Below are 13,061 nucleotides of genomic sequence, written 5' to 3' on the forward strand. Positions count from 1 at the left end.
GCGGTCGTCTCATGATCCTAGGACGGAACGGCCTCCGCGAGCGGTTGCATCCGCGTTTCGGGCACCACGAACATCATCACGACCACGGCTGCCACCACCAGTGCGCCGATGACCGCGAAAGTCCAGGCCAGGCCCAGCACCGGCCACAGCAGCGCTCCGAACAGGACGGGCACGAAACCCGCCCCGACCCGGCTGACCGTGGACGCCCAGCCGAACCCGCTGGCCCGCAGGTGCGTCGGGTAGAGCTCCGGCGCGAACGCGTACAGCGCGGGGATCGTGACCTGGATCAGCACCCCGTACACGGTGATCCACGTCTTCGCGGCACCGCCGACGTCGAGCTGCACCGCGAACAGCACCAGCGCCACCGCCGCGAGGGGCGCGCTGATCGCGATGACCCACTTGCGCCCGAACACGTCCACGAGCCATGCGCTGACCAGCGCGCTCACGATGCCCACCGCCACCGTGAGCGTCGTGACCATGAACGCCGCGTACGTGCCGTACCCCTGCGCCTTCAGGATGCTCGGCAGCCACGTGACGGCGCCGTAGTACAGCAGGAACACCGCGAGGAACAGCACCCACAGCGCCGCCGTGCGCCGCGGGTCGTACCGCCAGATGTCCTTGAGCTGCGCGAACATCACCCTGGGGGAGAGGCGTTGCAGCTGCTGCGGCGCGGGCAGCCGCCAGTCCTCGTGCGGTGCGCCGGTCTTGGCGACCAGGTCGTCGATGACCTTCTTGGCCTCGTGCGTGCGTCCCTTCGCGACCAGGAACATCGGTGACTCGGGCACCGAGCGCCGGATCCAGAACAGCAGCAGCGCCGGCAGCACCATCGTGAGCATCAGCAGCCGCCAGCTGCCCAGGCCGGCCAGGTGGGCGGCGGTCAGCCCGCACAGCGTCGCCCCGAGCGGCCAGAACGCGTCCATCGCCGCCAGCACCCGCCCGCGCACCTTCGCCGGCGTGAACTCGCCGACCAGCGCGTAGTCGACCGGGATGCACCCGCCGAGCCCCACGCCGGCCAGGAACCGGAACACGCAGAACGTGACGAAGTCCGGTGACGCCGCGCCCGCGACCGTGAACACCGAGAACATCAGGATCGTGAGGCTGAACGCCTTCTTGCGCCCGATGGTGTCCGCGATCGCGCCCCACGCGAACGCCCCGACCGCCATGCCGATCAGGTTCGCCGTGCCGACCCAGCCGCGCTGGCCGAGGCTCAGCCCCCACTCGGCGCCGACCAGCGGGATCAGGAACGCGTTGAGCGTGACGTCCCACGCGTCGAACAGGAACCCGAGGCCGCCGATGACGAAGATCGTGCCCTGCGCACGCCACCGCCACGGCAGGCCCTGCACGACCTGGTCACCGGTTCTCATGGGTCCAGTGTGGTGGATCAACCCTCCCGCGGTCGCGGTGAGCAGCACGTGGTTCGCGACATGCGCTCTACTTGGGCCCCGCAAACGCTTGCTCGCGCTGCGCCCCGTCCGCGCTCTCGCCGAACACCCGCGCGTCGGTGTGCTGGTCGGTCTGCGGCTGCACCCGCCTGACGGTGCTGACCGCGCGCGTCCTGATCTGCGGCAACGCGCCGTCGTGCTGGCGCTGCACCCAGTCGACCAGGTGCTCGCGCACGAGACACCGCAGGTCCCACAGCTTGCCGGCGTCCGCCGCGCTGACCAGTGCCCTGACCCGCACGAACCCCTGCGTCGCCTGCGTCACCTGCAGCACGGACACCCGCCCGTCCCACAGGTCGCTGCCCTCCAGCATGGACCGCAGCTCGTGCCGCATCGCCTCGACCGGCACCGTCCAGTCCAGGTCCAGCTCCACCGTGCCGAGCAGCGCCGACTGCGTGCGCGTCCAGTTCTCGAACGGCGTCTTCAGGAAGTACGAGGTCGGCAGCACCAGCCGCCGGTCGTCCCACAGGTGCAGCACCACGTACGTCAGCGTGATGTCCTCGACCCGGCCCCACTCGCCCTCGACGACCACGACGTCGTCGAGCCGCACCGCGTCGCTGAACGCGATCTGCAGCCCCGAGATCAGGTTGCCCAGCAACGACTGCGCCGAGAACGCCGCGACCGCGCCGATCACCGCCGCCGAGGCGAGCACCGTCGACCCGACCGCCCGCGCACCGGGGAACGTCATCAGGATCGCGCCGACCGCCAGCACGCCGATGACCACCAGCACCAGCCGCCGCACCAGCGTGACCTGCGTGTGCACCCGCCGCGCGTGCCGGTTGTCCGTGACGTCCGTGCGGATGCGCGCCAGTGACACGTCCACGAGCGTGCTGATGAGCGCGGCCAGCAACCACGCTCCGGCGAGGATCAGCGCTATGCCGAGGACGTGCTGCGTGACCGGCGCGTCGACCGGGTACACGCTGAGGCTTATCTGAGTGGCCAGCACCGCCGCGAACGCCTGCCCGGGACGGTACATCCGCCCGCTGTGGGTGAAGCGCCGCACCAGCCGGTGCACCACCTCCACCACCAGCAACGAGAAGACCACCGAACACCCGAGCACCACGAACAGCACCTGTTTCCTCCTTCCGTTCCGGACCGGTTACCCGTGGTCCCGACGGCGGGACACCATGAGCCGCCTCACTCGTACAGGGGAAGGTCGTCCGGATCACACCGGTCACCCGGCCGTTGCAATCCGAGTTTGAGTTTCTTAGACTCAAACCATGCTCACGACGACCGAGGCCCTGGACCAGGTGGAAGGTGCCGCGACCCCCGAAGCCCTCTTCGGTCCGCGGACCACCGACCCGGCCGGCCGCAGGCAGGCCAAGCGCCGGTACCACGCCCTGGCCTCGGTCCTGCACCCCGACGTGGTGGGCCCGCACCACCCGCGGGCCCACGCCGCGGCGGCGAAGCTGACCGGCCTGCACCACGACTGGGCGCACGGCACCCGCGTCGAGCTCAGGACCAGGACGGGCCTCTACCGCATCGGGGAGCCGTTCGCGCGGGGCAGCATCGCCAACCTGTACGAGTCGGACGGCCCGCACGTGGTGAAGGTCGTGCGCAACCCGGCGCTCAACCCGCTGCTGCACGGCGAGTGGCAGGCGCTGCGGCGGCTGGAGCGGTTCACCGACCGCAACCAGTGGCTGCGGCCGTTCTACCCGCGGCTGCTCGACACCTCCGGCGACGTCGCCAAGGGGTCGCGCGCCTTCACCGTGCTCGACCCGCTGCGGGACGGGTTCGTGACGCTCGCCGAGGTCAGGAAGGCCTTCCCGGCGGGCCTCGACGGCCGCGACTACGCGTGGATGCACCGCAGGCTGCTCAAAGCGCTGGCCGGCGCGCACCAGGCCGGTCTCGTGCACGGCGCCGTCACCGCGGACAACGTCCTGGTCCACCCGCGGCAGCACGGCATCGTGCTGGCCGGCTGGTCGTTCGCCGTCGAGGAGGGCCAGCGGCTCCTCGCCACCAGCCGCACGACCACCTACCCGCCGGAGATCGGCCTGGGCCACCCGGCCACGGCGGCCACCGACGTCCACATGGCGCACCTGCTGATGCGGGAGGTGCTGCGGCCGGACGAGAAACGCCAGCTCGCGTTCGCCGGCGGGTGCCTGCAGGACCAGCCGCGGCGCCGCCCGGACGCCGTCGACCTGCTCGGCGAGTACGACGACCTGCTCGAAGACCTCTACGGGCCACGGGTGTTCCGCCCGTTCGCCCTCCCCGAGACTGGAGAATGACCATGGGACACGGCAAGTGGGACGACAACGCCTACGCGGCGGCCAAGACCTTCCGCGCCGCCAAGGGGATCGCAGACTTTGGCTACACCGCGTCGGTCCGGTCGCGGCCGCGGGACGACTGGAAGGCCGCACCCGCGCTCGACCCGTTCAAGGTCGCGTTCCGCGAGTGCCGCGACTCGCCCGACCACGCCGACTCGACACCCATCGCGGTGCTGTTCGACGTGACCGGGTCGATGGGCAGCGTGCCGCGGATCATGCAGGGCAAGCTCGGCAAGCTGCACGGGTTGTTGCAGCGCAAGGGGTACCTCACCGACCCGCAGCTGATGTTCGGCGGCATCGGCGACGCCGACAGCGACCGGGTCCCGCTGCAGGTCGGGCAGTTCGAGTCGGACAACCGCATGGACGAGCAGCTGCGTGACATCTTCCTCGAAGGCAACGGCGGCGGGCAGAAGAGCGAGTCGTACGAGCTGGCCGCGTACTTCATCGCGCGGCACGTGGTCACCGACGCCTGGCAGAAGCGCGGCCGCAAGGGCTACCTGTTCATCATCGGCGACGAGCTGAACAAGCGGCGGCTGAAGGCCGAGCACATCCGCCGGGTCATCGGCGACGACGTCCATCAGGACATCGACCCCGTGTCGGTGTACCGGGAGCTCGCCCGCAGGTGGAACGTCTACTTCATCCTGCCCAACCAGTCGTCGTACTTCAACGACGACAGCATCGCCGAGCACTGGCGGTCGATCCTCGGGCAGAACTTCCTCAAGCTCGACGACCCCGGCGCGGTGTGCGAGCTGATCGCCGCCACGATCGGCGTGGAGGAGCAGGTCGTCGACCTCGACCAAGCGCTCGTCGACCTCGCCGAGATCGGGTCGGTCGCCGAGAGCAGGTCGGTCGGCAAGGCGCTGGTCGCCGTCGGTGCCACCGCCCGCCCGGTCACCGCCGCGCCGCTCGCCATCGACGGCCCCGACGACGTGATGCTGACGTGACCGGCCACGTGGTCGTCGTCGGGCTCGGGTTCGGCGACGAGGGCAAGGGCGCCGTGGTCGACGCCCTGTGCGCGGACGGGTCGGTGTCGAAGGTCGTGCGGTTCAACGGGGGAGCGCAGGCCGCGCACAACGTCGTCGTCGGCGACCGGCACCACACGTTCAGCCAGTTCGGGTCGGGCACGCTCGCGGGCGTGCCGACCTGGCTGTCGCGCCACGTGCTCGTCGAACCGATCGCGCTCGCCACCGAGTCGCGCGAGCTGGAAGCCATCGGTGTCGCGGACCCGCTGTCGCTGATGTCGGTCGACGCGCGGGCACTGCTCACCACGCCGGTCCACGTCGCCGCGAACCGGGCCAGGGAGAGGGCCAGGGGCGCCGACCGGCACGGCTCGTGCGGCAAGGGCATCGGCGAGACCGCCTGGTACGGGCTGCTAGCCGGGAGGAACGCGGGGGAGGTGGTCGAGGGGCAGCGGGTGCTCGGCGAACCGGGCCCCGCCCCCACCGTCGGCGACTGCCTGGACCCGAGGGCGTTGCGGCACAAGCTGGACGCGCTCGCCCGGTTCTACGAGCCGCTGACCGGCGCCACCGCCGACGTCGACGGGCTCGTCGCGCTCTACCGGTCCTTCGCCGACGCCGTGCGCATCACGACCGGTGACGAGCTCGACGGTGCCGGCCGGGTCGTCTTCGAAGGCGCCCAAGGCGTTCTGCTCGACGAGACCCACGGGTTCCACCCGCACACGACGTGGTCGACCGTGACGCCGCGCAACGCCAGGGAGCTGCTGAACGGCCGCCCGGCCCGGGTGATCGGCGTGACCAGGACCTACCAGACCAGGCACGGCGCCGGCCCGCTGCCGACGGAGGACCCGGCCGTGCTCGACCGGTTCCCGGAGCGGCACAACGGCACGGGGGAGTTCCAGGGCGCCTGGCGGGCCGGTCACCTCGACGCCCGGCTGCTCCAGTACTCGGTGCGGTGCTGCGGTGGCGTCGACGGGCTGGCCGTGACGCACCTGGACGCCGACGGCCTCCAGGTCGCCACCCACGAGGGCCTGGAGGAGATGCCGGACCCGGTGGCGTACCTGGAACACCTGCTCGGCGTCGAGGTGCTGGTCACCGGGGCGGGCCCGGCCAGGGCGGACTACGCGGTGCGGGAGAATCGACGCCATGATCGAGTCGACGCTGGTGTCGGTGGACGTGATCGCACTCCGGTTCGACCCGGACGCGCGCGCGGTGCTCCTGGGGGTGGCACCGCGGGCGCACGACCCGTTCGCCGGTGAGCTCGCCCTGCCCGGTGTGCTGCTGGGCAAGGGCGAACGCCTGCGGGACGCGACCACCAGGGCCGTCACCGGGAAGCTGGGCCTGGCCGAGGAGTCCGTGACCGCCACCGGCCAGCTCGCGATGTTCGACGAGCCGTCCCGCGACCCGCGCGGCCCGACGCTGTCGATCGCGCTCTGGGCCACGCTCACCCGCCCCGGCCGGAACGACCTGACCTGGACCACGCTGGACGCCGTGCCCGCGCTGGCCTTCGACCACAACCGGATCGTCGCCGACTGCCGCCCGCTGCTCGCCGACAAGCTCTGGCGCGACGTGGCGTTCACCGCGGGCCTGCTCGGACCGGAGTTCACGACGGCACAGGCGCTCGACGTGACCGAGTCGCTGACCGGCGACCGCCCCTACCCGGCCAACCTGGGCCGCACGATGGACCGCGTACCCGGCCTGGAACGCACCACCCAGCACGCGTCGGCACTGCCCAAGGGCGGCCGTCCACCGCTGGTGTGGCGGTTCACCGCGGGGGCAGCTCCGGCTTGAACAACCACCGGGTCAGCAGGTCCCGGTGCCCGGCCAGCGCCAGGAAGTCCTCCGTCGTCACCACGCCGTGCCGGTGACGCGCGCACCACTCGCGCAGCAACGCGAAGAACGAGTCGTCGCCCATCTCCCGGCGCAGCGCGTGCAACGTCAACGCCCCGCGCTTGTAGACCCGGTCGTCAAACCAGTCGGCCCGGTCCGGCCGGCCGATCACGACGTCCTGCGGCAGCCGTCGCAGCAGGTCACGAGCCCCGGTCGCGCACGCGTCCGCCGACCGGCCGCCCGAGGCCTCCGACCACAGCCACTCCGAGTAGCAGGCGAAGCCCTCGTTCAGCCAGATGTGCTCCCACTCCGCGACACCCACGGAGTTGCCGAACCACTGGTGCGCCAGCTCGTGCGCCACCAGCCGTTCCGAGCCGCGACGGCCGTCCACGTGGTTCGCACCGAACGTCGACAACCCCTGCGCCTCAACGGGAACGTCCAGCGCGTCATCGGTCACCACGACCGCGTACCTGGCGAACGGGTACGGCCCGAACAACGACGAGAACAGCTCGACCATCTGGTTCTGCCGCCCGAAGTCGTGTGCCACCAGGCGCTTCAGCCGCGCCGGCGCCCACACGCCGGGCAGCGCCTCCACGTACTGTCCGATCTGGACGGTCGCGAGGTAGGTGGCCATCGGCGCGGCCATCGAGTAGGTCCACTTCGTCGTGCTGCCGGAGACCTTGCCGTCCACCAGCACCCCGTTGCACACCACGGTGTACGGCGAGGGCGTGGTGACCTCCAGGTGGTAGGAGGCCTTGGACGAGGGGTGGTCGAGGCACGGGAACCACGACGGCGCCCCGATCGGCTGCGAGGCCACGATCGAGCCGTCGGTGAGCTCGTCCCAGCCGAGGTCGCCCCACTCCGGTGTCGAGATCGGCGTCGGCGTGCCCGAGTAGCGGACCTCGACCGAGAACGACCCGCGCACGGCGGCACGCACGTTCAGCACCCCGCCGGCGTGCCCGTAGCGCGCCGGCCTGCCGTTCACCAGGACCTTCGAGATCCGCAGCGAGCCGAAGGACAGCGAGAACGACGACAGCGGCGAGGCGCAGGAAGCCTGCAGCACCGCGCGCCCGGACAGGCGCGCGGAGTGCGGCTTGTAGTCAAGCTCCAGTGCGTAATGGTGTACGGAGAAGGTCATGTCCACGCGGAGATCGGGTTGCCCAGCCAACGGGTTCCCGACGGTACATCTTCTCCGCGCATGACCAGCGAGGCGGGTCCGATCGTCGTGTGGTCGCCCACGGACGCGCCGGGCAGCACGATCCCGTGCGGGCCCAGGGTGGACCCGGCGCCCAGCTCCACGCGGTCCATCCGCAGGATGCGGTCGTGGAACAGGTGCGTCTGCACGACGCAGCCGCGGTTCACGGTGGCACCGGCGCCCAGCGACACCAGGTCCGCCTCGGGCAGCCAGTACGACTCGCACCACACGCCCCTGCCCACCGACGCGCCCAGCGAGCGCAGCCAGAGGTTCATGACCGGCGTACCACCGGAGAACCCGATGAGCCACGGCACCGCGAGCACCTCGACGAACGTGTCCGCCAGCTCGTTGCGCCACACGAACGCCGACCACAGCGGGTACTCGCGGACCTTGAACCGCCCGACCAGCACCCACTTCGCGACCGCGGCCACCACGCACGCGGCGACACCGGCGGCGAGCAGCACCACACCGGCCCACCACAGGCCGAACGCCTTCAGCGCGAAGAACACCAGCACGACCAGTGCGACGTTCAGCATCACCGGCACGAACCGGAACAGCTCCACGACGGCCCGCGCCCACAGCAGGTGCGCCGGCGGGTCGTAGGTGCGCGAGTCGTCCGACGCGGCCGCGGTGCGCGGCAGCTTCATCGGCGGCATGCCCAGGTACGACGAACCGGCCTTGGCCCGCTTCGGCGCCGCGGACAGCACGCCGACGAGCCCGCCCTTGGGCACCGCGCGGCCGGGTGCGGTCATGCCCGAGTTGCCCAGGAACGCCCGCTTGCCCACACGGGCCGTGGCGATCCGCAGCCAGCCGCCGCCGAGCTCGTAGGAGGCGACCATCGTGTCGTCGGCCAGGAACGCGCCGTCACCGACCCGCGTCATCTTCGGCAGCGCCACGACCGTGGACGCCTCGACCCGGCGCCCGACCTTCATGCCGAGCAGCCGCAGCCACACCGGCGTGAACAGCGACGCGTACAGCGGGAACAGCGCCGAACGGGCGATGTTCATCAGCCGCTCGGTCGTCCACGCCTGCCAGGCCACGCGGCTGTGCACGGGGTAGTGGCCCTCGCGCATGCCGATGCCCAGCAACCGCACGGCCACGAGCACCAGCAGGGCGTAGGAGCCGAACCAGATCGCCGAGGCCACCGGCACGTCCCACAGCGCCGACGTGAGCGTCACCGGGCGGCGCAGCACGTACAGCACCGCCGGGGCCGCCGCGAGCAGCGGCAGCGCGCCCAGCAGACCGGACGAGACGCCGTACATGAGGTTCCAGAACCGCGACCGCTCCGGCCGGCGCGACGGGAACGAGCGCGCCGCCTTGCCCTCGCGGATCGCGGGCACACCGGCCCAGCGCTGACCGGTCGGCACCGAGCCGCGCACGCCCGAACCGGGCGCCACCTCGGCCTTCTTGCCGATCCGCGCACCGGGGAACAGCGTGCTGCGGGCACCGACGGTCGCGCCAGCGCCGATCCGGATGCGGCCGATGCGCAGCCGGTCGCCGTCGAGCCACCAGCCGGACAGGTCCACCTCGGGTTCGACGGCGGCACCGCGCCCGACCTTCAGCATGCCCGTGACCGGCGGCAACGAGTGCAGGTCGACACCGGGGCCGATCTTCGCGCCGAGCGCCCGCGCGTAGTGCGTGACCCAGGAGCCGGACAGCTCGGTGGCACGTGACTGCTGAGCCAGCATCTCGGCGGTCCACAGCCGCAGGTGGACGGACCCGCCGCGCGGGTACTCGCCGGGCTTCACGCCGCGCAGCAGCAGCCGGGCGCCGCCCGCGGAGATCGCGAGCCGTCCGGCGGGGCTCAGGAACACCACGAACCCCGCGGCGACCCACCACCACGACACGAAGGTCCAGCCCAGGACGTTCGACAGCGCCGTCAGGGCCACGACCCAGCGCGCGCCGGCGACGGTGAGCAGCGGAATCATCAGCAGCGTCTGCACGACACCGGTCCAGCGCGGCGTCGGCACGACCTCGCGCACCTCGGCCGTCTGACCGTAGGACTCCAGGCGCCGCGCGAGCTTGTAGAGCGTCGGGTGCTGGTAGACGTCCTGCACGGACGTGCTCGGGTAGCGCGTGCGGATCAGGGAGACCAGCTGTGCGGCGCCCAGCGAGCTGCCGCCGGAGGCGAAGAAGTTCGCGCCCTCGGAGGCGGGACCGGAACCGAGGACGGCGGCCCACTGCTCCGCGAGCCAGCCTTCGAGACCGGAGAACACGACACCCGCGGTGTCCATCGACTCCAGCGGCCACGGCAGCGCGGCCCGGTCGACCTTGCCGGACGTGCGCGTCGGCAGCGTGTCGACCACCGCGACCAGCGGCACCAGCGCCGCGGGCAGCTCGGTGCGCAGCTGCTCGACCGAGGCCTCCTGGTCGAACCCGTCGTCGACGACGACGTAGCCGACGAGGACCTGGTTGCCACCGCGCGTGGTGCGCACGGCGGCGGCGGCACCGGCGACACCGGGCAGCGCCGCGAGCGCCGCGTCGACCTCGCCGAGCTCGATCCGTCGGCCGCCGAGCTTGATCTGCTCGTCCGCGCGGCCGAGGAAGACGAGGCCCTCCGGCTCGGCGCGGACCACGTCACCGCTGCGGTAGGCGCGGTCCCAGCCCATCGACGGCAGCGGCGCGTACTTCTGCGCGTCCTTCTCGACGTCGAGGTAGCGGGCCAGGCCGACGCCGCCGATGACCAGCTCGCCGGACTCGCCCATCGGCACGACCTCGCCCCGCTGGTCGACGACGACGAGCTCCCAGCCGTCCAGCGGCAGGCCGATGCGGACGGGGCCCTGGCCGGTCAGCTGGGCGGCGCAGGCGACGACGGTCGCCTCCGTCGGCCCGTAGGTGTTCCACACCTCGCGGCCGGGCACGGCGAGCCGCTCGGCCAGCTCCGGCGGGCACGCCTCGCCGCCGAAGATCAGCAGCCGCACGTCGTCCAGCGCCTCGACCGGCCACAGCGCGGCCAGCGTCGGCACCGTGGACACGACGGTGATCTCCTGCTCGACCAGCCACGGGCCGAGGTCCATCCCGGTGCGCACCAACGACCGCGGTGCCGGCACCAGGCAGGCGCCGTAGCGCCACGCGAGCCACATCTCCTCGCAGGAGGCGTCGAACGCGACCGACAGCCCCGCGAGCACGCGGTCGTCCGGCCCGATCGGCTCGTCCCGCAGGAACAGCCGCGCCTCGGCGTCCACGAACGCGGCGGCGCTGCGGTGGGTGACCGCGACGCCCTTGGGCTTGCCGGTGGAACCGGACGTGAAGATGATCCACGCGTCATTGTCGAGACCGGGCTCGCCGGGCACGCCCAGCGGAGTTCCGCGCAGTGCAACGGATCGGCCTTCACCGAGCACCGCACTTACTTGCGCCTCACCGAAAACGAGCTCGGCGCGCTCGTCCGGGTCCTCGAAGTCGACCGGCACGTAGGCGGCGCCGGCCGCGAGGGTGGCGAGGATCGACACGTAGAGGTCGACGGTGCCGGACGGCACGCGGATGCCGACCCGGTCGCCGACCCCGATGCCCTCGGCGGCCAGCTTCTCCTTCAGCTCGAAGACTTCCGCGAGCAGCGCGCGGTACGTGAGCGCGGTGGTGCCGTCGTCGACGGCCGGCGCGTCCGGGTGCTGTTCGGCACTCGCGCGCAGGATGTCCAGCAGTGTGCGCGGTGCGGGCGCATCCCCTGCCGTGAACATCGATCGAAGGACAACGGGTTCGGCCGCAAGCGTCACGACAGCGTCACTTCTCACCCTCTCGGCAACTGGTGGACCCGCAACTTTACCTCCGCCCAACAACTACCGTTCGGTGTAGTAAGGCGACTCACAGATGCGTTCGCTCACCTTCACGCCTTCGAGTGACTCACGAGCGTTGTGGCGCGCCAGGTTCCACTCCCGCCAATCGGCCTCGGCACCCGGCATCCGCAGGCGCAGCAGGGCGCAGTCCCGTTTGTCCGCGGGAAGTCGCAGCAACGCGGGCACCGCGTCCTCCGACAGCGTCGACAGGTAGTACGTGTCGATCTTCTGCGTGGCCTCGAACCTCGTCACGTTGTACTCGGCCACCACGCGTTCCGGGTCCGCCACCGCGACGGCGAGCAGGAACGCCGCGCCCGTCCCGGCCACGGCCCGCGGCAACCAGTTGGCGCGCAACGTGATCCCGCTCGCGATCACCATCAGGTACACCACGCCGAGCCAGATCTCGCACGACGCGACGAGCAGCCGCAGCACCGTCCACCCGTACGCCTGCTGGTAGAACCACATGCGGCTCAACGCACTCGACACGATCACCAGCGTCAGCACCGCCAGCGCCCCGAGCAGGACGCGCAGCCACAGCTGGTCCCGCGCGGTCTGCTTCGCCGCGAACCGCGCCACCCCGGCGATGACCGCGAGCGTCAGGATCGTCACCCACAGCAGCTGCCAGAACCCGGACCGCGCGTACTCGGCGAACGTGACCCCCGCCGTCCGCATCACGTAGGCCTCACCCCCGAACAGCACCGCGACCTGCGTCGCCACGAACCCCGCGAACAGCACCACGAGCGCCCCGACCGGCAGCCCGTAGTCCTTGAGCCGCAACGTCCCCGGCTTGGCCTCCGCGTCCTCGTCGATCTGCGCGGGCGCCGCGACCAGGTAGCACGCACCGACCGCGCCGAACGCCGCCACGGCCCCGTAGAACCCCATGCGCACGTACTCGCCGACCTCCCAGTCCGGCACCAGGCCCTCGAGGAAGTCGTTGAACGCCTTGTCCGCACCCGCGAGCAGTGACCCGAAGACCAGCAACAGCACCAACGCCACACCGGCCGAGATGAACGGCCGCAGGCTCTTCGGCCCGCGCCGGCTCAGGCTCCGCGCCACCCACGGGATCGACCGGAACCCGGCCAGCCCGACCCCGAGCACGCCGAACACCAGTCCCCGCACCGTCTTCCCGCCCGCCATGGCGATCGAACCGCACACCATCGACGCGAGAACGGCCATCGGGAACAACCACTCGGCGGCCCGCAGGAACCCCATGGCGAGGAACGCGAGCGCCGCGGCGAGCCACAACGCCCGTTCGACGGTCGGCTTGCCCGCGTGGAACACCACGGCGCCGACGCCGAACACCCCGGCGAGGAACCAGCCGACGCCGTTGTTCGGCGGGGCGAGCAGGGCGGCGGCGAGACCAGCGACCGCCATGACGCCGAGCACCTTCGCCGGTGCCGCGTCGGTGGGCGGGCGCCACCACGGGAGGACCGGGTTGGGGGAGGGGACGATGACCGGGCCCGCGAGGCGTGGCGCGGGTGGTCCGCCCCAGGGGGACGGTGGCGGCAGGGTGGCGGCCGGAGGCCTCTCGACCTGCGGCTTCTCGTTCGGCTCCGGATCTTGTCGGACCTCGTGAGTACGTTGAAACGCAGGGGTTCCCG

General features: G+C 71.7%; 9 protein-coding genes. 4 read left to right on the top strand and 5 right to left on the bottom strand.

The annotated features are described in order from the left end of the window. Window positions 1-17: 17 nt before the first annotated feature. The gene (locus AB0A63_RS24060) at window positions 18-1,364 is read right to left on the bottom strand and encodes an MFS transporter (protein WP_360395320.1); all 1,347 of its coding nucleotides are present in this window, start codon (window positions 1,362-1,364) and stop codon (window positions 18-20) included. Between the two features lie 67 nt (window positions 1,365-1,431). Then, window positions 1,432-2,511, bottom strand: coding sequence for a mechanosensitive ion channel domain-containing protein (locus AB0A63_RS24065; RefSeq protein ID WP_360395322.1), 1,080 nt, complete (start codon window positions 2,509-2,511; stop codon window positions 1,432-1,434). 148 nt (window positions 2,512-2,659) lie between these two features. Between AB0A63_RS24065 and AB0A63_RS24070 the strand changes: the two genes are divergently transcribed. From AB0A63_RS24070 to AB0A63_RS24085, 4 genes are read left to right on the top strand one after another with little or no spacing between them, the layout of a single operon-like run. Continuing rightward, entirely contained in the window at window positions 2,660-3,667 is a 1,008-nt protein-coding gene (locus AB0A63_RS24070) for an adenylate cyclase (protein ID WP_360395324.1), read from the top strand. 2 nt (window positions 3,668-3,669) lie between these two features. Continuing rightward, the gene (locus tag AB0A63_RS24075; protein WP_360395326.1) at window positions 3,670-4,650 is read left to right on the top strand and encodes a hypothetical protein; all 981 of its coding nucleotides are present in this window, start codon (window positions 3,670-3,672) and stop codon (window positions 4,648-4,650) included. Beyond that, window positions 4,647-5,921, top strand: a complete 1,275-nt coding sequence (locus tag AB0A63_RS24080) for an adenylosuccinate synthetase (RefSeq protein ID WP_360395328.1) — start codon at window positions 4,647-4,649, stop codon at window positions 5,919-5,921. The genes AB0A63_RS24075 and AB0A63_RS24080 overlap by 4 nt, the downstream gene beginning before the upstream one ends. Then, window positions 5,809-6,453 carry an NUDIX hydrolase gene (locus AB0A63_RS24085; RefSeq protein ID WP_360395330.1) on the top strand — a complete coding sequence of 215 codons (645 nt, stop codon included), beginning with the start codon at window positions 5,809-5,811 and terminating at the stop codon, window positions 6,451-6,453. Before AB0A63_RS24080 ends, AB0A63_RS24085 begins: the two co-directional genes overlap by 113 nt. Here AB0A63_RS24085 and AB0A63_RS24090 read toward each other — a convergent pair. From AB0A63_RS24090 to AB0A63_RS24100, 3 genes are all read right to left on the bottom strand, one after another. Next, the gene (locus tag AB0A63_RS24090) at window positions 6,428-7,630 is read right to left on the bottom strand and encodes a M1 family metallopeptidase (protein ID WP_360395332.1); all 1,203 of its coding nucleotides are present in this window, start codon (window positions 7,628-7,630) and stop codon (window positions 6,428-6,430) included. The two genes, AB0A63_RS24085 and AB0A63_RS24090, sit on opposite strands and share 26 nt — an antisense overlap. Continuing rightward, window positions 7,627-11,364: a Pls/PosA family non-ribosomal peptide synthetase gene (locus AB0A63_RS24095; RefSeq protein ID WP_360395334.1), complete on the bottom strand. Its 3,738-nt coding sequence runs from the start codon at window positions 11,362-11,364 to the stop codon at window positions 7,627-7,629. Before AB0A63_RS24095 ends, AB0A63_RS24090 begins: the two co-directional genes overlap by 4 nt. Before the next feature lie 99 nt (window positions 11,365-11,463). Beyond that, window positions 11,464-12,834, bottom strand: coding sequence for a DUF4173 domain-containing protein (locus tag AB0A63_RS24100; RefSeq protein ID WP_360395336.1), 1,371 nt, complete (start codon window positions 12,832-12,834; stop codon window positions 11,464-11,466). Window positions 12,835-13,061: the final 227 nt, after the last annotated feature.

This window comes from Lentzea sp. NPDC042327 (assembly GCF_040647275.1).
Lineage (GTDB): Bacteria > Actinomycetota > Actinomycetes > Mycobacteriales > Pseudonocardiaceae > Lentzea.